A 20,827-nucleotide genomic window follows, 5' to 3' on the forward strand; every position below is an offset into this window, starting at 1 on the left:
CCGTCAAGCGGTTGAGCCGGGCACCATATTTTTATTTATTGGTTGGCATATCGGCAAACTGGCGGGCAATGGAATCCCGTTCATAGACGATCTCCACCCGGCGGTTTCTCGCCCGGCCGGCCGCCGTATCGTTGGTGGCCACGGGATGGTACTGGGCATACCCTTCTGCTGAAATATAAAAGGGGGATACCCCGTTTGCCACCAGGAGGCGCGCCACTGTAGAGGCCCTGGCACTGGACAGCTCCCAGTTGGAAGGATAGTGGGCCGAGGAAATGGGCTCACTGTCTGTGTGGCCCTTGATCTTGACATGGTAGGCCAGTTTCGACAGCACAGCCGCCACCTTTTCCAGGATATCCAGCCCTTTGGGAGCAAGCGTGGTGCCCCCCTCGTCAAAAAGAAGCAGGTCGGACATGGTGCTCACCACCCCGTCCTCGCTCTTGGTAACGCTGACCTCTCCTCCGAGATTGTTGAACAATACCAGTTCCCTGACCTCGGAAACGATATCTTCCATCTCTTTTTCGATCATCCCCCCCAGTTCGTCAATGGCCTGGCTCTCCGAGGGTTCCTCGGAAGGGACGGCATGCATGGTCAGCCCCTCCCGGGTGCCGGATTCCGGGACGGCCTGGGCCCCCAATGCGCTTCTCAAGGATTTCACCAGCTCCTTGTAGGTTTCCTGCTGGGTGGTGCTCATGGCGAACAGGAGCACAAAAAAGCACATCAACAGGGTGACCAGGTCCGCAAAAGTGGCCATCCATTCCGGAGCGCCGCCGCCGTCCTCTTTTTTCTCCGGGGGAGCCGGAGAGGCAAGCGTCATCTCCTCTTCATGTTCTGCGCCGGTATCTTCAGGCATGTACGGGGCCTCTTCTCAATTTATTTCTTTTCTTCCTTGGAATCCGACAGGTACACTTTGAGCTTGTCTTCCATGAGTTTGGGGTGCTCCCCCTCTCTGATGGACAGGATACCTTCGAAAATAATATTCATATTGATGATCTCTTCTTCGGCCCGGCCGGTGAGCTTATCGCTCATGGGAATAAAAAAGAGGTTGGCCATGACCGCCCCGTAAAAGGTGGTAATCATGGCAACGGCCATTTTGGGGCCGATGGATGAGGGATCATCCAGGTTGGCCAGCATCTGGACCAGGCCGATAAGGGTACCGATCATTCCGAATGCAGGGGCGTAGGACCCCATGGCAGAAAAAACATTGGCACCGGTATCCAGGCCCTTTTTGGTCAGCTCCATCTGTTTTTGCATGATCTGGGCGATGTCGGCGGTCTTCACCCCGTCCACGGTCATCTGAAGCGCCTGGGCCAGGTAGGGGTCCTCAGTGCTCTGGATATCGCTTTCAATGGAAAGAAGCCCCCCCTTCCTGGCTTTATTGGAAATTTCAACCAGGTTGGCAATGATATCTTCAGGTTTTTCGATCTTGAATATGAACACTTTCAACCCGGATTTGATCATTCCCAGCACATCGGCCATGGGAAACCCGATCATGACCGCGGCCACGGTCCCGCCTACAACAATGAGAATGGACGGAATGTTCACGAACATCATAATACTGCCGCCCAGAAGAATGGTTCCCAGTACAAAGCCCAATCCGGAAACAACACCGATTACCGACGCAATATCCATATGCTAAACCTTTATATAAACCGTTGCATCCACAGGGTACTCCCTGTGGTATTGTATAATTTTATCAATGGATTCCCGGGTCAGCACGGTATTGGCCGTAAACAGCTTAGTCCCGGAAGCTGTAAACAGGGCGGTCGCCAGTTCCATTCCCGGCTCCAGGTGTTCAATGCCCGCCCCCCGGACCTTAAACGCCTCAGGTCCCAGGTGAATCACCACATACTTTTCCAGCCACCCCACGATCACCGGATCAAGGCGGACGCCGGCAAGCCCTTCCAGGGCCTTGAGAATATCATCGACGCCCTTGATTTCCGCCTTCTCCCGCAGGTTCTCCAATTCGTCGGCACCGGCGAGGATCTTTGACGCCAGAGGGATATACCGCCGCCTCAAACCGTCGGGAAACCCTGTGCCGTCCGCATTTTCGTTGAGGTTGTGAATGATCCGGCCCGGCCCTTCAAATCCCGGACATTGTTTCAGCAGTTGCGCCCCCTTCACAGGGTACTGCACCCTCAACGCCTGATCATAGGCAGGCGGCCCCTCCGGGCTGTCAGCCGCCATATTAAAGTCATCGTCTTGTCCCTGTTCCCCAAAAGGGCCCCGGGACAGGCCGGTGAGAAAAAGAAGGCCGATTTCATGCAGCATAGCAGCTTTTCTGAGATCCTCCAACTTTTTTTCACCCATTCCCATGCCTTTGGCAATGAACTCGGCTATGTTTGCAACCCGCTCGCCATGGCCCCGGTTTTCCTCCACCCGGTGCTGAATTAAGGTATGAAGAATGTTTCCGAACCCCTCCATATTTTCTTTAAGCAATCTTTTCAGATCGGTTTCACCGGCTTTGAGGCGTCTGCGTTCCAGGGTCATCTGCTGCACCTGCTTCAACGCGGCATTGAGGCTGTTTCTCTCCTCCCCGAGTTCGGTTTTCGTTTTTTTCAATTCCCCCTTAAACCGGTCCAGGTAGGCAAAAGACCGGTCCAGGGCCTCCTGTTTGGCATCCAAATCCTGGGCAATCCGGTTTTTTTCCGTATGGCACCTGGACAGGTGTCTGAGAAGATGGTGGGAAACCGGCCATTCAACAGCGTCGTCAAAGCCTGCCGCCATTAGCGCCACCCGTTCCTCCACCCCGCAATGGGCGGGAAGCACGGCAAAGACCGCAGGCGGGTATTTATGGGGCAAGGCACTGACTGTACCGAGCCATTCCCGGGCAAGGGGCATGTCGCATCCCCCTTCCGAAGGGCCGGCAAAGGGGTCCATGAGAAAGATATCCGGCCGCCGGGTCACGTCGGGAATATCTTCCGGCCCCTGGCATACCGCCACCTCCCATTCCCCTTGGGGGAATTCCAATTGACCGGCCCGCTGGCCGATATATAGGATAAAGGGGACCGGTCTATCCATGGGGTTCCTTGTACTTATTCGGAATAACCATTGGTCCACCACTCGTCCCATTTGGTGTTTAGTATTTCCCCGGCCAGTTGGCGGCCGATATCGGTCTTGAGCCGGCCGGTCACATAGGGGAGCCAGCCGTCCGGAGTCGCTGCCCCGATATCCTTTATCTTTTTAAGTTCAAGTATAAAGGAGAGCTGGTCCGCATCCCTTGCCAGCTGAGCCTCAACCGTCTCCCCCTGGTTGAATTCATCCATAAGCGCCCGTATATCTTCTCCGAATGCAAGATCGCCTGTCAGATGGTCCAGGGCTTTGGATTCATCAACGGTGTTGTATTTTTTATGGACATAATTATGGTCGTTGGTCCTGGCCTCGGGGATGTCGTGAACCAGGGCCATGGAGATGAGCTTTTCCCTGTCCACATCCGGCACCAGCCGGGCCATGGTAAAACAGATAAAAGCGGTGGTAAAGCTGTGCTCTGCAATTGTCTCCCGGCCTGCACCGAGAAAGGCATATCCGGTACGATTGAGATCCTTTAGCATCCGCACCTCGAACAGGAGGTCAGCAAGTTTTGTCATTTCACTTCCGTTTTCTAGTAATTCGCGTATCAATTCTTGACTTTTTATAGAACAGGAGCTTAAATAAAGTCAAGATTTACAGGCTTCAAGGCACCACAGCAAACAAATTAGATTAAATATACCAGCACAAACCGCTTCAGGGGGGAGATCATGGCCGGGCAAATAAAAAATATCGCATCCATTAAAACAGCCGTTTTGCTTTTTATCCTTGTTTCGTTTTTTGCGGGAACAGCCGCCTGGGCCCAGGCACCGCAACCCTTTGATGTACAGGAAGATACAGGATTTTATTACACCATCAAAAAAGGGGACACCCTCTGGGACCTCTCCCAGAAATTTTACAATTCCCAGTGGGACTGGCCCGGCCTCTGGGAAATGAACAAAAAAATCAAAAACCCCCACTGGATTTACCCGGGCAACCGAATCCGGGTTTACCTGAAACCTGAATTCAAGACAGCCGGTGACCAGAAAATGGTTGAGGCATCCAGCCCGGCACCGATCACCCCACAGTTCAACTTTCCTGCCATTGATCACATCGGATTTATCAAAGATGCGGAAATACCGGCCCTGGGAACCATTATCCGTGAACAGGACGGCAACCTGATGATGTCTTCGGACGATATTATCTATATCCGTCCCCTGGCCCCCCTCACCGTGGGAATGTCCTACCAGATATTTAATACGGAATTGGTGGAAGAAAAAATAAACGGCAGTGTATTCAAAGGCGTCAAACACCTGATAAAGGGAAAAGTCAAGATCCTTGACATCAATGACCGCTATGCCACCGCTCTGATTACAGCATCCAACAGATATGCCACCATCGGGGATAAAATCATGATCCCGCTGGAGCGGAACGCCACCCTCACGGTCCAGGAAAAACCCGCCCCCCTTGACGGTGTCATCCTCTGTTCAGAAGACAACGAACGAATGGTAAACGATTATAAAATCGCCTTCATCAACAAGGGAAAATTCGATAACGTCCGCCCCGGACAGATTTACTCCGTTCTCCAGGTCCAGCAAAACCTCTCCGTCCATGACGTGGACGATGTGGCCCTACTGGATCCGCTGAATTCAGGCCGCCTCATCGTCCTGCACACCGAACCGGAAAGCGCCACCGTAATGGTGCTCTCCTCCAAACGGGAAATCCTTCCAGGCGACCTTGTACGTTAGCGGCCGCCTTAATTAGACTTCGAATCAGGGCGGCCTGGTATCAGACCAGATCCCAGGTCACCCGCAGTATCTCCTGATAGGTGGTCAGTCCCTGGAGCATTTTTTTAATCCCCCCCTGCCTTAAGGTGACCAGCCCCTCCCGGGCGGCTTTTTTTCTCAGTGCAGACAAATCCGCATCATTGGATGTCAGGTGCTTTAAAGACTCGGTATAGGGCAGGATTTCATAAATACCCGTCCGCCCCTGGTATCCGGTGTTCCTGCATTTGATACACCCCTTGCCGTGTTTGAGGGGAACTTTCCCGGTCCGGGGAACCGACAGTCCCAGTTCAGTCAGCTCCGATGCCTCCATTTCAAAGGATTCCACACAATGGGGGCAGATTTTCCGAACCAGCCGCTGGGCTACCACCCCGGTGAGGGAAGAGTGGACCAGGTAAGGGGGAATTCCCAGATCCAGAAGCCTGAAAATGGTGGACACCGAATCATTGGTGTGGAGGGTCGACAGGACCAAGTGGCCGGTGAGGGCCGCCTGAACCGCCGCCTGGGCCGTCTCCAGGTCCCGGATCTCCCCCACCATGATGATATCCGGATCCTGCCGCAGAATATTTTTCAGCACCGAACCAAATGTGACGTCAATGGCCGGCTGCACCCCGATCTGGTTGAATTCCTCATGGATCATTTCAATGGGATCTTCAATGGTGGTGATGTTGACTTCGGGGGAAGAGAGCATGCGAAGGCTGGAGTATAGGGTGGTGGACTTTCCCGATCCGGTGGGACCGGTCACCAGCACAATACCGAAGGGCATGGTGATCAGATTCTTATATTTTTGAAACGCCCCCTGGGAAAACCCCAGCTGTTCAAGGTCCTGGAAGAGGATATCCGGGTCCATGATCCGCATCACCACCTTTTCCCCGAATGCCACGGGGATGGTGGACACCCGGATTTCCACCTCTGTATCCTCCTTGGACAATTTAATCCGGCCGTCCTGGGGCCGCCGCTTTTCCGCCATATCCAGGGCGGACAATGTCTTGATCCGGCTGACAACGGCATTGTGAAGCTTTTTGGGCAGTTTATACACGGTGTGCAGGGCCCCGTCGATGCGCATGCGCACCAGGCAGACCTCCCGCTTGGGTTCGATATGGATATCCGAGGCCTTCTGGTCAAAGGAATAGGAAAAAAGATGGTTCACCGCATTGACGATATGCTGGTCCGTGGAAGGCAGTTCGTCCATGGCCGTCAGACTGACAAACTGTTCCAGGTTGCCCAGGTCCACCCCCTTTTTGGCAAAAAGGTCCTCTGCCGCGGAAATGGAATGCTGAAATCCGAAAAATTCCCGAATCAGCTTAATGATATCACTCCGGGAGCTGACGATGGGCGTCACCTTCAATTTAGAGACCCGCTCCACATCGGCAATGGCTTCGTGGTTAAACGGATTCGGGGTCGCCACCACCAGCTTTCCCGCCTCCATTTCCATGGGCAGCAGCAGGTGCTTCAGTGCAAAGGATTTTGAGATGGTGCCGGTGACAAATTTCAGCTCCAATTTCAGCGGGTCGATCTTCTTATAAGGCAGGCGCCAGGAGGCGGCCAGGGCCCTGTAAACCAGGTCCTCGTCAAGAACCTTGTCCGGCTTGTCCTGACGGTTCAGCTTCGAATGGATAACCACATCAATGAAAGAGATACCGGCCATGGCCTTGGCCTTATCCGCCGGAGTCATTTTATCTCCCCCGGCCTTGACCAGAATGGCCTCACGGACCTGCCGCTCCCTGCGGATCAGGTCCCTGGCCTGGTCCGTCGTGATCAGCCGTGCCGAAATCAGCGCCTGACATACCGCCTTGGGGGATAATTGTTTATTTAAAAGAGAATTCATGGAATCTTTTATATGCCCAACACGCCATGGTTTCAAGCTTTTCCTTGACTTTTCCCCCCTTGTCTGTACAGATAATCAGCTTTGGTTTCACAACCTGAAACGGAGAACCCGGCCATGACCTATATCAAACTATTGCTCACCGCCTTTTTCTGGGGCGGCACCTTTATTGCCGGCAAAGGCCTTGCAGGAAAGGTAGATCCCTACTCCGCAGCTTTCTTGCGGTTTACCATCGCCTCTTTCTTTCTGCTTATCCTGGTCATGAAGACCGAAAAAAGACTGCCCCGGATCAACGGGCGCCAGGCAATCTTCATTCTATTGTCAGGCCTCACCGGCATATTCGCCTATAATATCCTCTTTTTCACGGGACTGACCCTGATCAATGCCAACCGGGCCTCGCTGATCATTGCCACCAACCCCATTTTCATCAGCCTGGCATCGGCCCTGTTTTTCAAGGAGCGGCTGACCCCGGTTAAAATGGCCGGCCTGTTCCTCTCGGTTACAGGCGCCCTTTTGATCATCTCCGGGGGCAGCCTTTCAGCCATCTTCACCACCGGCATCGGCAGGGGGGAGCTGGCCATATTCGGCTGCGTTTTTTCATGGGTCTCCTATTCCATTCTGGGAAAACCCCTGATGAAGGATTTTTCCCCCCTGGTATCGGTATGCTATTCATCCCTGGCCGGAACGGCTATGCTCCTATTTCCCGCCCTGTTTAAAGGAACAGCCGCCCATCTTCCGGGCTACGGACTGGCGGAATGGGGCAGTCTTTTTTACCTGGGTTTCTTCGGCACGGTGCTGGGATTTTACTGGTATTACCAGGGGATACAGCAGATCGGCCCCACCAAATCCGGGGTATTCATCAACTTTGTTCCGGTATCGGCCATTTTCCTGGCCTATCTGATCCTGGACGAGCCCGTTACCCGGGAGCTGATTCTGGGAGCCGCCCTGGTGGTCACAGGGGTGTACCTGACCAACACCTCAAAGGCCCTGCCCCGGAACCGGGAGCCCGATTCGGCCAAACCACCGATTCAGGAACACCAATAAAAAATCAACCCCAATAGAATGAGGAGTCTCCATGTTCACCCGCGCCATCGTAAAACGCCCCTGTAAAAATATGATCAACGGCATCACGGAAGCCGGCCTGGGCTCTCCGGACTATGACCTGGCCTGCCGCCAGCACGACGCCTACATCCAGGCCCTTGAGACCTGCGGCCTCTCCGTCACCGTGCTGCCGCCCGAAGAAGCATACCCGGATTCGGTATTCATAGAGGACACCTGCCTGGTGACCCCCAAATGTGCCGTGATCACCCGCCCCGGCGCCCAAAGCCGCAAAGGGGAGACCCAAAGCGTCCGGCAGGCCATGGCAGCATTTGATCTGCCCACAGAGGAAATCGCAGCACCGGGGACCCTTGATGCCGGCGATATCATGATGGTGGGAGATCATTATTTTGTGGGGCGCTCAGCACGCACCAACGCCGAAGGCTTTGCCCAGCTTGAAACCATATTAAACCGATACGGGATGACGGCCTCGGCCGTGGAACTGGAATCCGTGCTCCATCTGAAAACAGGCATCTCATACCTTGAAAACAACAATCTTCTGGCCTGGGGCGAATTTCTCACCAAGGAAGCATTGTCAAAGTTTAATATTCTTGGGGTTGATAACGACGAGGCCTATGCGGCAAATTCTGTCTGGGTCAACGGATATGTGCTGGTGCCGGCGGGCCACGGACGGACCATGGATATGATTGAAGCGGCCGGGTACCGGCCTGTGGAGGTGGATGTCTCGGAATTCAGGAAACTGGACGGGGGGCTAAGCTGCCTGTCGCTTCGGTTTTAGTTTAAACGAAAAATGCCGGGCACCTTGAAAAAGGCCCGGCATTTTTATAGACAAAACGCGTTTGCTTAGTCTTCTTCGACTACAATGGCGTCTTCTTCACAAACTTCTACACAGCTTTCGCAGCCCATGCATTCTTCTGCATTGACGGGAACGGATTTTTCGTCTTCCATTTCAAATACTTCCACGGGGCAGACGTCTACACATTCTTCACAGCCAACGCATTTGGATTGATCAACGATCGGATTAAAAGCCATTTTAATAACCTCCTTAAAATTAACGGTACGATTTTATAAACTCATTTTTTTTAGATTTCATACCTGATTTAAAACACGCTTTTACAACATATTTTTTACTAAAATCAAGTGTTTTATGAGTTTAATTTGACCAGACATACAATTAGCTGCCTGCCCGGTATATTAAAAGTTTTATTCAAGTCTCCGCCGGGGAAAGAACAGACCCTGATCCCGCCGGCGGGGCAACTGCACCCGACATCGTTTTTTTCTTCCGGCCAGACGGCGCTGTTGCCCGAAACAATCTCTTCAAGGCTGTTTGAAATCTTCCCGAGCCACTCTTCCCTCTGACCACAACCATGTTCATGCACTTTTATGGAATCAATGTCAAGCCCATTTATCATCCGGTCTGAATTGGCCGCCAAATAGTCCATCACCCCTGAACTTGTGGTGGCCAGGACGGTGCAGTCCCCCTCCGGATCAAGGCACCCCGCCTCTCCGGCAACCGCACACCAGGCCCGGATCCGCTCCTCAATCTGACCGGGATTCATCTCTGCAAGGGGATCCATCTTAGCCTCAACACCCGCAGCCCAATCTTCAGCCCCGGACAGACCGCTTTTATCCTCCAGTTCACCCTTGAGTTCCGCAAACAGGGCCGCATTATTTTCATCCATGGCCTGAAGGCTGTTGCGGATGGTTTTGTTTTCCATATCCAGAATCTCAGCAAACCGAAGCACAAGCAGGGGATCCCCCTGGGGCACCTCCTCTTCAGGGGCCGGGAATGCCCCACCGCTGCGAATCTGGGATTGGATAGCCGCCACACCGTTCTCATCCTTGAGCCAGGTTTTTTCGCGGATCAAGGCCTTTAAATTCTTTTCGTTTCCCCTGTGTATGGCCGCCCAGTCCTTGAACGCATGAACCTGGGCTTCCAGGGCGGCAGCCCGCGCCTCATCAACGGCAACCGGCTCAAGCCGGCCGCTGTCCACCAGGTCCGAATAATGGGATTGGGAAAACTCTGACCGGTCCAGGGACAGCACCTTGAATGCCTCAAAAAAGCCACCCATGGTCCGGGCCTGGTCCGGGGTCATACGGGTAAAGGGGAAAAAACAAATGGGTCTCATCAACAATCACACCTTTTTATCATGAACCGGCACCCCCATGGCTTCAAGCCTCTCCCGGAGCATGTCTGCGGTCTCCCAGTCATGGTTCCTTCGGGCGGCGTCCCGTTCCTTAATTAGAGAAATTATATCCTGTGAATATTCCGTCTTTCTATTGAAACTAAAAACATTTAAAACCCGGTCCACATCCCTGAAGCAGTTCAGGAGGCGGCCGGCACCCCGGGCGCAGAGGGCCCCGTCGGAAATCAGCCGGTTGATCATCTTTACCCCGGACAGAAGCCCGGATACCAGGGTGGGAACCTTGAGGTCATCGGCCATGGCCGCCGTCAGCGACTGGCGGATATCATAGGATATCTGCTGGACATTCTCCTCATTTGACACCCCGGTCACCGCCCCCAGGGTATCGATGCACCGGTTGATCCGGGCCAGGGCGGCCCCGGCATCGTCAAGACTTTTCCTTGAAAGGGTAAGGGGTTTGCGGTAATGGGCCGAGAGCAGCCAGAACCGGATGGTTTTCATATCCCAGCCAATGCCGGCCAGCTCATCCAGGGTAATTGACTCAATGGATTCCGCTTCCAGCGACCCGTCGTACCGAACCGGGTGGCAGTGGACCCACACCCGTGCGAACTCCCCACCCGTGGCGGCCCGGGCAATGGCAATCTCATTGTCATGGTGGGGAAACATCAGCTCCCGGCTGCCGGTATGGATATCAAACCCGTTGCCCAGATGGGCCATTGAAATGGCCGCGCACTGCAGGTGCAGGGAAGGCCTGACATTGCCCCACTCGGTTTTGATTCCCACCCCCTGCTTAAGCTCCGAGAGGCGAACCCGTTTGAGCAGGGTAAAATCCCTGGGATTCTGTTTTTCATACTCATCCAGGTCCACGGTGGCCCCGATGCGGATCTTGTTTACATCCACCCGGGACAGCCGTCCGTACTCATTGAGCCGGGACAGGTCAAAGTAGACCGAATGGAGTTTTTCATAGGCATGGCCCCGGCTCACCAGTTTCCGGGTCAGATCCGTCATATCGGATAGATGCTCGGATACCCTGGGGTATGCCTGGGCAGGTCGTATCCCAAGCCTGGCCAGATCAGATTTAAAAGCGTCCAGGTAGGGCCGGGTAAACGCATCCAGTGAGACCTTTTCCGCCAGGGCCCCGCCGATGATCTTGTCGTCATAATCCGTGATATTGACCACATGGTTGACCCTGAGGTCCTGGTATTCCAGATAGCGGATTAAAAGATCAGTAAATGCATACCGCCTGAACTGCCCGATGTTCAGCCTCCGGTGGATGGTGGGGCCGCAGGTATAGATGCCGATATCCCCATCCCCCCTGGGCTCAAATGCCTCTTTTTCATGGGAAAGGCTGTTGTAGAGATTCAGGTGGATATGTTTTTTCACGGAAAAAAGCTCCGTTGAAAGGTAGCGTTCCCCGCTGTCCGGGAAAATGGCCACAACCACCCCTTTTTTCATCCGTTTGGCCTCTTCCATGGCCACGGCCATGGCGGCACCGGAACTCATGCCCACAAAAAGCCCTTCTTTCCGGGCCAGCTGTCTGGCCGTCTCAAAGGCGGTGTCATCGTCAATATGAGCCGAAACATCCAAAAGGGATTTATCAAAAATTTCAGGCGTATAGGATTCCTTCATATTTTTCAGGCCCTGGATGCCGTGCCCCAGGTAGGGCTCGGCACAGACAATGCGGATCCCGGGATCCTTTTCCTTCATATACCGGGACAACCCCATGAGGGTGCCGGAAGTCCCCACAGTGGCCACAACCGCATCCAGCCGCCCCCCGGTCTGCTCAAAGATTTCAGGGCCGGTGGTATGGTAATGGGCCTGCCAGTTGGCGTCGTTGTTATACTGATCCGTGAGAAAATACCTGTCCGGATGCTCCCGGGCCATGCGGTAGACCTCTTCGATGGCCCCGTCGGATCCCAGATGCCGGGGGGTCAGAATGATCTGCGCCCCCCTGGCCTTGAGGATCCGCTTTCGTTCTTCGCTGGCGTTTTCCGCCATGGCCAGGGCGATTCTGTACCCCTTCACCGCACAAATCATGGCCAGCCCGATGCCTGTATTGCCCGAGGTGGCTTCGATCACGGTCTTCTCCGGGGTCAGTTCCCCCGAGGCCTCGGCCTGGTTGATCATATACAGGGCGGCCCGGTCTTTAATTGAACCGCCCGGATTCATATATTCCAGTTTGGCAAATATTTTCACCCCGGATACGGGGTTAAGGTTGCGGATTTCCACAAGGGGGGTATTGCCGATGGCGTCTATGATGGCGGAAAGCATATTCTTCCTTTTATTATATCCCGCTGCCCGGTCCCCTGTTTACTAAATTATTCGCTCAGGACCGGTTCCGGCCCTGTCAGGCCTTGGGATTGAATCAGCGGACCCTGTCTGTTCACACGGGTATGTCAAGAGGCTGGATCAGCAGGCAATTTTAAGGGGCACCCTTGACTTTTAACATATAAAATGGCTTTATACAGTAAATTTTAATGATGTGCAATTTTTTAAGTGAAAGGCCCGTGTACCCTATGTTTTCATGGAAAAGACCGGCCCGTACGGCCTGGTACGCCATCGTTCTGTGGCTGCTGACCGCCGGCTGCGCCCTGGCCCTGACCCAGGTGGAGGACCCCAGGGAAGTATCCTGGAATATCACCGCCCTCATGGTAACCTACGACAATGAGCGGCAGTTGTATATTGCAGAGGACAACGTGGTCATTACCGGCGGCCGGACCCGTCTGGAAGCCGACTATGTTGAATTCAACAACAAGACCAAAGACGCATTTGCCCAGGGCAACGTCCTGTTCATTTCAGGGGGGGACACCATCACCTGCAACGCCATGCAGGTGAACCTGCTCACGGAAAAGGGCACCATTAATAAAGGAACCATATTCATCCAGGACGGCAACTATTATATCTCCGGCGACAAGCTCAGAAAGACCGGCGAGTTCACCTATGATGCAGCAAAGGGTGCCATCACCACCTGTGACGGAGATTCCCCGGACTGGAAAATCACGGGCAGGAACATCAAGGTCACTGTGGAAGGATACGGCCGGGCGGCCCATACCACCCTATGGGCAAAAAAGATGCCGGTATTCTACTCCCCCTACCTGGTTTTCCCCGTGAAAAACAAACGGCAGACCGGGCTGCTCTTTCCCATGGTCGGGACCTCTGACCGCAAGGGATTTGAATATGAACAGCCCCTCTTTCTGGCCCTCTCCCGGAACACCGATGCCACGGTCTATGCCCATTATATGTCGGACCGGGGCCTGAAAGTGGCCGGTGAATTCCGCTATGTCCTCTCGCCGGAATCCAAGGGTATGATGGTGGTCGACTATTTAAATGATGATAAACTCGGAGACGGCACCGAGGCCAACAAAAATTACAGCTTCGACAGCACCGCCGCCAGAACCAACAAGGACAGGTATTGGTTCCGGATGAAACACGACCAGGACCTGGGATACGGATTCAATGCAAAGCTGGATGTGGACTGGGTCTCCGACGCCGACTACCTCCAGGAATTCAAGGACGGGTTCACCGGATTTGACACGACGGACCAACGCTTTGAAGCCATGTTCGGCAGGAGTCTGGACGATTATGACAAAACCATCCGGAAAAACAGCCTGCTGGTTAATAAATCATGGGATCACTACAACTTAAATATCCAGACCCTATGGTACGATAATGTCCTCGCCCGGCAGGAGGGCAACACCATTGACAATACCACCCTCCAGCAGTTGCCCAGCGTGGAATTCGACGCCTCCCGCCAGCAGATCGGCGCCACAGGCCTCTATTATACCCTGGATTCGGAATTCCGCTCATTCTACCGGCAGGAGACCCAGACGGTTGCCAACGGGACAAGGGGGCAGCAGTTGATAAACGGCCAGCGGATGGACATCCATCCTAGGCTGTATTACCCCATGAACCTGGGCAAATCCTTTTTCTTTGAACCCTACCTGGGGGTCAGGGAAACGGTCTGGAACACCGACAATTTTACCGATACCGGCGGCAATGCCGACAATCTTCGCAGCCGGGGCCTCTATGATGCCGGCGCCCAGCTCTCCACCAGCCTGAGCCGGATCTTTACCCCCGGCACAGACTTTGCCGAAAAAATCAGGCACGAGATCGTCCCCAAACTGGAATACGGCTACGTTCCCTATACCCAACAGGACGACCTGCCCTATTTTGACGGCCTGGACACCATTGCGGAAAACAACATGGTCACCTGGTCATTGACCAACACCTTCACCGCCAGACGCAAACACACGGACGCCGAGGGCAATTCAACCAACGAATACAGCGAACTGGCCTGGTTCAAACTCTACCAGAGCTATGATATCAAAACCGAGCGGGACGATGAGAGCACAACGGCCAAACCCTGGCAGGCCCTGCGCCTGAAATACGAACTGAACCCCTTCACCTATCTGAGCAGCAACGGCGACATTGCCCTGGATCCCTATACCCGCCACTTCACCGAGGTCAAGGTGGGGGCCACCCTCAAGGACAACCGGGGGGACAGCATCAATACCTCCTACCGGTATGCAACCAATTCGCCCTACGTGTCCAACACCGCAACCACCACCACAGTGGCCACCCATTCCTGGTACACCCGGTTCAACGCCAGAATTACGGAAGCACTCCTGGCCTATTACTCCTTTGAGGAAAACCTTGATGACAAGACCACCATTGAAACCCGGGCCGGATTCGAGCTGGAAAGAGACTGCTGGGGGCTGATCGTGGAATTCAGGGAGGAATCCGCCGAGAAAGCCATCGCCTTTTTGGTCACCCTCAAGGGGATAGGAGAATTCGGGACCAAATGATGAAAGAGCTACAATGGTTTGCGCTCCTGACCCGGAGCAATTTTGAAAAAACCGTATATACCAGCATCTGCCGGAAACGCATTGAGGCCTTTCTTCCCACAATGAGAAAGCCCAGCCGCCGAAAGGACAGAAAGCTGATGATCGACTGGCCCCTGTTTCCAGGGTATGTCTTTGTCAGATCAACCATTGTCCCGGCCGACCAGCTCCAGATCCTGAAAACCGTGGGCGCGGTCCGGCTCCTGGGAAATGTCAAGGGCCCCATAGCAGTGCCGGACATGCAGATAGCGTCCTTAAAACTGCTCACTTCGGCCTCCCAGGACCTGATCACCGGGACCACGGTCCAGCTCAAAAAAGGGGATCCTGTCATGATCCTTGAAGGTCCCATGGCCGGGCTGCGGGGAGAGTTCCACCAGCACAAGGGCCAAAGCCGCGTAATTGTCAAGGTGGACCTGCTGGGCCAGTACGCCGGTGTTGAGGTGGATTCGGACAATGTTGAAAAAATCCCGGATCTACTCTCATAACTCCTTGACTTTTTATTAAATATTAATTAAAACCCTGACACTTAAAATACGATCTGTTTTTAATATTTTTGAGGTTCTATGAATAAACTTGAATTGATTTCAACATTGAAGGACAGAGCAGACCTGACCAAGTCAGAAGCTGCCGAAGTAATTAAAATTTTCTTTGACTCGCTGGCGTACTCCTTTGTCAAGGGGGAACGGGTTGAGATAAGGGGATTGTGCAGTTTCCACATCAAAGAGTACAAAAGCTATGTGGGCAGAAATCCCAAAACCGGAGAAAAAGTACAAATCCCACCCAAACGCCTGCCGTTTTTCAAATGCGGCAAGGAACTCAAAGAGCGGGTTGACTATTAACCGCCGGGTTTGATCAAATAATGCAAGAATTTGGTCACCCCCCGGAACCCACCGAGTCCCATCCTGAACAGGGTCCGGAACCGGGGCCTTTACCCCAGTTACGGCAACTCATCCGGACCCTCAGAATTCCCAATGCCCTTCTTTTTTACGGTGCCGGCGGCACCGGCAAAAAGGAAGCGGCATTGGAATTTGTTAAATCCTGCAACTGCAGCACCACTGAAGCCCTGCCCTGCAATTCGTGTATTTCCTGTAAAAAAATAAACACAGGCATGCACCCGGACATGATATTCCTGGGGCCGGAGGAAAATAAAAAAAACATCACCATCGCCCAGATCAGGGAGATGGGACGGATGATTTCCGTCAGGCCCAACGAGGCGGACTACCGGATGGTCTGTATCCAGGATGCCGGCCTCATGAATGTCCAGGCCCAGAACGGCCTGCTCAAAGTGCTGGAAGAACCGCCGGAAAAGACATTTTTCATCCTCCTGGCTGAAGGGACCTCCACCCTGCTTCCCACCATCCTGTCACGGTGCCGAAAATTCAGATTCCGGCCCATGCCCCCGGAACAGATCAGGGAAATATTGTGCACGGATGGCGCCATCGAACAGGAACTGGCCCGGATCATCGCCCTCACCCAGGGGCCGGACCTGGACCGGGCCCTGGACTTTGCCCGCAACGGCGGTTCCTGGAAAGAAGAATGGGCCGGTTTCCGGAAATGGCTCATCCAATCGGTGCTGGACCTCACCTCGGGCCCGGCCCGGACAAGAATGGCCAAAGGCCTGGATCTCTCCCAGAAATTATCCTCAGATCCAGATCTGGCGGCTTCGGCCAGAGCTGTCATCCGCACGGTGTTGAGAGATCTTTGTGTGTTCAGGTACAGCCCGGAACAAATAGTTAACCTTGATTTTTTCGACGGTTTTAAAGATATTAGTGGCAAACATGTTTATCCGACATTCCTCGAGTGGCTGACAGCCTTTACCGAAACCGAAAAACGGCTGGACTCCAACAGCGGCCCAAGGCTGGCCCTGGATCAATTTTTCCTGGAATTGTCATTATCATAAAAAAGGAAAAGGTCCGTTATGACCAAAGTGGCTGGTGTAAAATTCAAAACCGCCGGAAAAATATATGATTTCAAAAGCGGTGCCTTTGTGCTCAACCCCGGAGACCGGGTCATTGTTGAAACCGAACAGGGCTTAGGCTTCGGCACCATTGCCAAAGTGCCCGAAGAAAAAGACCAGGGGGATAAAAAGCTCAAAAGCATTGTCCGGCTAGCCACCAAAGAAGATTTCATCAAGCGGGAAGAGATCAAAAAGCTTGAAAAAAGGGCCCACGAATTCTGTATTAAATGTATTAACGATCTGGGCCTGCTCATGAACCTGTTCAGTGTGGAGAGCACCTTTGACCGGAATAAGCTCACCTTTTTCTATACGGCCGACGGCCGCATCGATTTCAGGGAGCTGATCAAAATGCTGGTCAAGGAATACAGCATCCGCATCGAAATGCGGCAGGTGGGCATCCGCAACCTCTCCAAGCATTGCGGCGGGGTCGGCAAATGCGGCCGGGAACTCTGCTGTTCCTCCTTTATGCATTCCTTTGAGCCGGTGTCCATTAAAATGGCCAAAGAGCAGGGACTCTCCCTGAACCCCACCAAGATTTCAGGGGTCTGCGGCCGGCTCATGTGCTGCCTGACCTTTGAAAACCAGACCTACCGGCATTATAAGCGCAAAATGCCCAAACTGGGCAAACCCATTACCGTTGACGGGGAAAAAGGTAAGGTCGTCCGCCAGAATGTCCTTAAATCAAGCATCACCATGCGCCTGGAAGACCGGACGGAAAAGGAAATCCCCCTAAGCCAACTTAAACAGAAGAAAACAGGACATAAAAAGAAATGAACCACCAATTTTTTACCACCCCCATCTACTATGTGAACGCCAAGCCCCACCTGGGCCATGCCTATACCTCCATCGCCGCCGATGTCTCCACCAGATTCAAAAAAATGCAGGGGATTGACACCTTTTTTCTCACCGGCACCGACGAGCACGGGGATAAGATCGTCCAGGCCGCGGAAAAAGAGAACACCACCCCCAAGGCCTATGCCGATAAGATCAGCCAGCTCTTCCAGGATGTGCTGCCCCTGCTCAACGTAAAAAACGACCGGTTCATCCGCACCACGGATCCCGACCATATCGAAGTGGTGAAATCCGTCCTCACCACCATCCACGACCGGGGGGACATCTATTTTTCCAGCTACGAAGGCTTGTACTGCTTCGGGTGCGAACGCTTCTACCAGGAGCGGGAACTGGTTGAGGGCAAGTGCCCGGACCACGGGACCGAACCCGAGACCATCAAGGAATCCAACTATTTTTTCAAGATGAGCAACTACCAGGACTGGCTCATCGACCACATTAAATCCAACCCGGATTTTATCCGGCCGGAGCAGTATAAAAACGAAATCCTCTCCTTTTTGAAAGAGCCCCTGGAGGATCTGTGCATCTCCCGGCCCAAGAGCCGGCTGACATGGGGAATCACCCTCCCCTTTGACGAGGATTACGTCACCTATGTCTGGTTCGACGCCCTGGTCAACTATATCACGGCACTGGGGTATCCCGACTCCGACCGCTTCAAAGCCTTCTGGCCCAGCACCCGCCACTTTGTGGCCAAGGACATTATCAAACCCCACGGCATTTACTGGCCCATCATGCTCAAGGCCGCCGGCATCGACATTTACAACGGACTCAACGTCCACGGGTTCTGGAATGTCCAGGGCTCAAAGATGTCCAAAAGCATCGGCAATGTCACGGACCCGGTGGAGGTGACAGGGGAATACGGCACCGACCCCTTCAGGTATTTCCTCATGCGGGAAATGGTTTTCGGCCTGGACGCCAATTTCACCGAGGATGCCATTGTGGCCCGGATCAACTCCGATCTGGCCAATGACCTGGGCAACCTCTTTTCCCGGGTGCTCTCCATGACCCAGCGCTACTTCAAGGGCGAGGTAAAAGGGGGCGATCCCGCCCTGAATGAAAAATACAGCATTGAAAAAGAGGCGGCCAGGGCCATTGACGCCTGGGCCGAAGCCATGAATGTCTGCCAGTTCCACAAGGGGCTGATGGCCGTGTGGGAACTGGTTTCCTTCATGAACAAGTACATCGATACGAATGAGCCCTGGACCCTGGCCAAGGATGAGGCGAAATACGGGGAACTGGCCATGGTGCTCTACCAGCTCATGGAGGGACTGCGCACCGTTGCCGGCATGATCTGGCCCGTGATGCCGGAGACCAGCGGCAAAATAACCGCCGCCCTGGGTCTTGACCTGCCGGAAGCCGGATACTATAACCTGGACGCCATCCGCCCCTGGGGACAGATCCCGGCCGGTACCGTCCTTGAGAAACCCGAGATCCTTTTTCCAAGGATTGAGGTCAAAAAAGAAAAGGCCGCACCGGCCCCCAGGCCCTTTAAACCGGCCCTGAAAGAAGAGATCTCCATTGATGATTTTGCTAAAATCGACCTTCGGGCCGGCAAGATCATCAAAGCGGAAAAAATCGAAAAATCCAATAAGCTGCTCAAACTCCAGGTGGATCTGGGGGTGGAAACCCGCCAGATCATTGCCGGCATCGCCAAAAGCTACACCCCGGAAGATGTCATTGGAAAAGAGGTGATCGTTGTGGCCAATCTTAAAGAGGCCAAGCTCATGGGGGAGGTCTCCCAGGGCATGATTCTGGCCGGGAGCCTGAAAAAAGACCTGATTCTTTCCGGATTCCACGGCTCGCCCAAGCTCGGCGGCCCCGTAAAATAACCGGACAAGGCATCAGGCCGAACAGATGCAATATCAATCCCGGCGGGCATCGCCCGCCGGGGCAACCCATGGAGAGGAGCTTTGCACACCGACCCGCTGAATACCTATAAAAAAGAAGACTCCTGGCGAGATCTCCAATCGGACTACTTTCTCCGGCGCCGGCGAAAGTCTTTTCTGAGAAAATTTCTGAACGCCATGGCAGCGATTATTTTTATGGGGGGGCTGGCGGCCGGCGGCGCCTTTTTGTCCCAGCGCATGGGATTATTTAATCTTTTCAAGGAGTCAACCCTTTCCCGGCAGACGGCCCCCGCCCCACAGGCACCAGCCATGCTGATCAAGGCCGACATCAAGGCGCTGACCCGGAATATTGTCTTTCTCAACTCAATTAAAACCCAGTTTACCGCAGAGACAGAAGACGGGACAGCCACCCTTCAAACCCGGTTGGACCCAAGGCTTCAGTCCCTGTTGAATAAACGCCTTGACCGGCTCAAGCCCCTGACCCGGGGCAAACCCCAGCGCATCGCCATGGTGGCCATGGACGGCCGTACCGGATTCATCAAGGCCATGGCCGGATTCGACCTGGCCGATCCCGATGCCAATCCCTGCATTGTCTCAGACTATCCGGCGGCCAGCATATTTAAAATCGTTACGGCTTCGGCCGCCGTGGATGCCCTGGGATACACCGCTGCCACGCCGGTCTATTTTAACGGCAATAAATACACCTTATACAAACGGCAACTCACGGAAAAAAAGAATAAATACACCTCAAGGGTCAGCCTGGCCTCGGCCTTTGCAGAGTCCATCAACCCGGTGTTCGGCAAACTGGGCAAGCTATACCTGGGCCGGGAACACCTGAATGACTACGCAGCCAGGTTCGGGTTCAATAACGGACCGGATGCGGATTTTAAATTTGAAGCCGGGAAATTTGCCGTCACCGAAAGCGATTACCACCTGGCGGAACTGGGGTGCGGCTTCAACCGCCAGACCCAGATTTCCCCGGTTTTCGCTGCCCTGATGGTCTCCGCAGTGGTCAACCAGGGCAATTCCCTGATCCCCCGCATGGTGGACCGGGTCAGCGGCCCGGACGGGCAACCGGTTTACAAAAGCAAAAAAGAAGTCTATAAAACTCCTGTCCGGCCACAAACCGCCAAAACCATGGTGGCTGTCATGAAAAAAACCGTTTCCCGGGGGACGGCCCGCAAGGCATTCAGGGGTTATACCCGGGACAAGGTATTGTCAGGGCTCACCATCGGCGGAAAAACAGGCTCATTATTCAATAACAAACGTACGGTAAAATACGACTGGTTTACAGGATTCGGCATGGAAAAGAACAGTGGAAAAATCCTGATAGTTGCCGTTGTGGTGGGACACCGCAAATATATCGGCACACGGGCGGCCGAACATGCCCGGGCCATGTTGAAAACCTATTTTACCCCCGTATCCGGCAGCCCGTCCTGATTTTCAGGACTGCCCGAATCCGGAAACCCCGGATCCGGACCTTTAAATCAGGATCTTAATTCCAGGGTCAATTTTTCA

The 20,827-nt window shown here is 53.8% G+C and carries 18 protein-coding genes; 10 read left to right on the forward strand and 8 right to left on the reverse strand.

Going from position 1 to position 20,827, the window contains the following annotated elements; genetic code table 11:
- Nucleotides 1-31: 31 nt before the first annotated feature.
- The 4 genes from HUN04_04225 to HUN04_04240 are packed head-to-tail and all read right to left on the reverse strand — an operon-like array spanning nt 32 to nt 3,584.
- The gene (locus tag HUN04_04225; protein WDP88980.1) at nt 32-850 is read right to left on the reverse strand and encodes a flagellar motor protein MotB; all 819 of its coding nucleotides are present in this window, start codon (nt 848-850) and stop codon (nt 32-34) included.
- Nucleotides 851-870: 20 nt separating this feature from the next.
- Complete coding sequence (locus HUN04_04230; GenBank protein WDP88981.1) at nt 871-1,629, reverse strand: MotA/TolQ/ExbB proton channel family protein; 759 nt, start codon at nt 1,627-1,629, stop codon at nt 871-873.
- Nucleotides 1,630-1,632: 3 nt separating this feature from the next.
- Nucleotides 1,633-3,018 carry a hypothetical protein gene (locus HUN04_04235; GenBank protein ID WDP88982.1) on the reverse strand — a complete coding sequence of 462 codons (1,386 nt, stop codon included), beginning with the start codon at nt 3,016-3,018 and terminating at the stop codon, nt 1,633-1,635.
- A 14-nt stretch (nt 3,019-3,032) separates the two neighbouring features.
- The gene (locus HUN04_04240) at nt 3,033-3,584 is read right to left on the reverse strand and encodes an HD domain-containing protein (protein WDP88983.1); all 552 of its coding nucleotides are present in this window, start codon (nt 3,582-3,584) and stop codon (nt 3,033-3,035) included.
- Nucleotides 3,585-3,734: 150 nt separating this feature from the next.
- On the opposite strand from HUN04_04240, the gene HUN04_04245 reads away from it, so the two are divergent.
- On the forward strand, nt 3,735-4,751 hold the full coding sequence (locus HUN04_04245) for a LysM peptidoglycan-binding domain-containing protein (protein WDP88984.1): 1,017 nt from the start codon (nt 3,735-3,737) through the stop codon (nt 4,749-4,751).
- Nucleotides 4,752-4,791: 40 nt separating this feature from the next.
- Here the strand turns inward: HUN04_04245 and HUN04_04250 are convergent, their stop codons facing one another.
- A complete protein-coding gene (locus HUN04_04250) occupies nt 4,792-6,615 on the reverse strand; it encodes a type II/IV secretion system protein (GenBank protein ID WDP88985.1) in 1,824 nt (607 codons plus the stop codon).
- Between the two features lie 114 nt (nt 6,616-6,729).
- Between HUN04_04250 and HUN04_04255 the strand changes: the two genes are divergently transcribed.
- Both HUN04_04255 and HUN04_04260 read left to right on the forward strand, forming a co-directional pair.
- Nucleotides 6,730-7,656 carry an EamA family transporter gene (locus HUN04_04255; GenBank protein ID WDP88986.1) on the forward strand — a complete coding sequence of 309 codons (927 nt, stop codon included), beginning with the start codon at nt 6,730-6,732 and terminating at the stop codon, nt 7,654-7,656.
- Between the two features lie 31 nt (nt 7,657-7,687).
- Nucleotides 7,688-8,449 (forward strand): N(G),N(G)-dimethylarginine dimethylaminohydrolase, encoded by a 762-nt coding sequence (locus HUN04_04260; protein WDP88987.1) that lies wholly within the window; start codon nt 7,688-7,690, stop codon nt 8,447-8,449.
- Between the two features lie 65 nt (nt 8,450-8,514).
- Here HUN04_04260 and HUN04_04265 read toward each other — a convergent pair whose 3' ends face one another.
- The 3 genes from HUN04_04265 to HUN04_04275 form a co-directional block, all read right to left on the reverse strand.
- A complete protein-coding gene (locus HUN04_04265; GenBank protein WDP88988.1) occupies nt 8,515-8,703 on the reverse strand; it encodes a 4Fe-4S binding protein in 189 nt (62 codons plus the stop codon).
- A 113-nt stretch (nt 8,704-8,816) separates the two neighbouring features.
- Nucleotides 8,817-9,800, reverse strand: coding sequence for a hypothetical protein (locus tag HUN04_04270; GenBank protein ID WDP88989.1), 984 nt, complete (start codon nt 9,798-9,800; stop codon nt 8,817-8,819).
- Nucleotides 9,801-9,806: 6 nt separating this feature from the next.
- Nucleotides 9,807-12,086, reverse strand: coding sequence for a cysteine synthase (locus HUN04_04275; protein ID WDP88990.1), 2,280 nt, complete (start codon nt 12,084-12,086; stop codon nt 9,807-9,809).
- 245 nt (nt 12,087-12,331) lie between these two features.
- On the opposite strand from HUN04_04275, the gene HUN04_04280 reads away from it, so the two are divergent.
- The 7 genes from HUN04_04280 to HUN04_04310 all read left to right on the forward strand — a co-directional run bounded on the left by HUN04_04280 (nt 12,332) and on the right by HUN04_04310 (nt 20,749).
- Nucleotides 12,332-14,620, forward strand: coding sequence for an LPS-assembly protein LptD (locus HUN04_04280; protein WDP88991.1), 2,289 nt, complete (start codon nt 12,332-12,334; stop codon nt 14,618-14,620).
- Entirely contained in the window at nt 14,617-15,141 is a 525-nt protein-coding gene (locus HUN04_04285) for a UpxY family transcription antiterminator (GenBank protein WDP88992.1), read from the forward strand. The genes HUN04_04280 and HUN04_04285 overlap by 4 nt, the downstream gene beginning before the upstream one ends.
- 78 nt (nt 15,142-15,219) lie before the next feature.
- Nucleotides 15,220-15,495 carry an integration host factor subunit beta gene (locus HUN04_04290; GenBank protein WDP88993.1) on the forward strand — a complete coding sequence of 92 codons (276 nt, stop codon included), beginning with the start codon at nt 15,220-15,222 and terminating at the stop codon, nt 15,493-15,495.
- A gap of 20 nt (nt 15,496-15,515) precedes the next feature.
- Complete coding sequence (holB, locus tag HUN04_04295) at nt 15,516-16,556, forward strand: DNA polymerase III subunit delta' (protein ID WDP88994.1); 1,041 nt, start codon at nt 15,516-15,518, stop codon at nt 16,554-16,556.
- Between the two features lie 18 nt (nt 16,557-16,574).
- Complete coding sequence (locus tag HUN04_04300) at nt 16,575-17,387, forward strand: stage 0 sporulation protein (protein WDP88995.1); 813 nt, start codon at nt 16,575-16,577, stop codon at nt 17,385-17,387.
- On the forward strand, nt 17,384-19,291 hold the full coding sequence (gene metG, locus HUN04_04305; protein ID WDP88996.1) for a methionine--tRNA ligase: 1,908 nt from the start codon (nt 17,384-17,386) through the stop codon (nt 19,289-19,291). The genes HUN04_04300 and metG overlap by 4 nt, the downstream gene beginning before the upstream one ends.
- Before the next feature lie 96 nt (nt 19,292-19,387).
- On the forward strand, nt 19,388-20,749 hold the full coding sequence (locus tag HUN04_04310) for a PbpA (protein WDP93155.1): 1,362 nt from the start codon (nt 19,388-19,390) through the stop codon (nt 20,747-20,749).
- The last annotated feature ends 78 nt before the right edge of the window (nt 20,750-20,827 follow it).

Origin of the sequence: Desulfobacter sp. (assembly GCA_028768525.1) — a bacterium.
In the GTDB taxonomy this organism is placed as follows: domain Bacteria; phylum Desulfobacterota; class Desulfobacteria; order Desulfobacterales; family Desulfobacteraceae; genus Desulfobacter.

What these genes read in the sequence shown, in the direction of transcription:
- HUN04_04225 (WDP88980.1), bottom strand. Translation starts at nt 850, where the DNA reads ATGCCTGAAGATACCGGCGCAGAACATGAAGAGGAGATGACGCTTGCC.
- HUN04_04230 (WDP88981.1), bottom strand. Translation starts at nt 1,629, where the DNA reads ATGGATATTGCGTCGGTAATCGGTGTTGTTTCCGGATTGGGCTTTGTA.
- HUN04_04235 (WDP88982.1), bottom strand. Translation starts at nt 3,018, where the DNA reads ATGGATAGACCGGTCCCCTTTATCCTATATATCGGCCAGCGGGCCGGT.
- HUN04_04240 (WDP88983.1), bottom strand. Translation starts at nt 3,584, where the DNA reads ATGACAAAACTTGCTGACCTCCTGTTCGAGGTGCGGATGCTAAAGGAT.
- HUN04_04245 (WDP88984.1), top strand. Translation starts at nt 3,735, where the DNA reads ATGGCCGGGCAAATAAAAAATATCGCATCCATTAAAACAGCCGTTTTG.
- HUN04_04250 (WDP88985.1), bottom strand. Translation starts at nt 6,615, where the DNA reads ATGAATTCTCTTTTAAATAAACAATTATCCCCCAAGGCGGTATGTCAG.
- HUN04_04255 (WDP88986.1), top strand. Translation starts at nt 6,730, where the DNA reads ATGACCTATATCAAACTATTGCTCACCGCCTTTTTCTGGGGCGGCACC.
- HUN04_04260 (WDP88987.1), top strand. Translation starts at nt 7,688, where the DNA reads ATGTTCACCCGCGCCATCGTAAAACGCCCCTGTAAAAATATGATCAAC.
- HUN04_04265 (WDP88988.1), bottom strand. Translation starts at nt 8,703, where the DNA reads ATGGCTTTTAATCCGATCGTTGATCAATCCAAATGCGTTGGCTGTGAA.
- HUN04_04270 (WDP88989.1), bottom strand. Translation starts at nt 9,800, where the DNA reads ATGAGACCCATTTGTTTTTTCCCCTTTACCCGTATGACCCCGGACCAG.
- HUN04_04275 (WDP88990.1), bottom strand. Translation starts at nt 12,086, where the DNA reads ATGCTTTCCGCCATCATAGACGCCATCGGCAATACCCCCCTTGTGGAA.
- HUN04_04280 (WDP88991.1), top strand. Translation starts at nt 12,332, where the DNA reads ATGTTTTCATGGAAAAGACCGGCCCGTACGGCCTGGTACGCCATCGTT.
- HUN04_04285 (WDP88992.1), top strand. Translation starts at nt 14,617, where the DNA reads ATGATGAAAGAGCTACAATGGTTTGCGCTCCTGACCCGGAGCAATTTT.
- HUN04_04290 (WDP88993.1), top strand. Translation starts at nt 15,220, where the DNA reads ATGAATAAACTTGAATTGATTTCAACATTGAAGGACAGAGCAGACCTG.
- holB (WDP88994.1), top strand. Translation starts at nt 15,516, where the DNA reads ATGCAAGAATTTGGTCACCCCCCGGAACCCACCGAGTCCCATCCTGAA.
- HUN04_04300 (WDP88995.1), top strand. Translation starts at nt 16,575, where the DNA reads ATGACCAAAGTGGCTGGTGTAAAATTCAAAACCGCCGGAAAAATATAT.
- metG (WDP88996.1), top strand. Translation starts at nt 17,384, where the DNA reads ATGAACCACCAATTTTTTACCACCCCCATCTACTATGTGAACGCCAAG.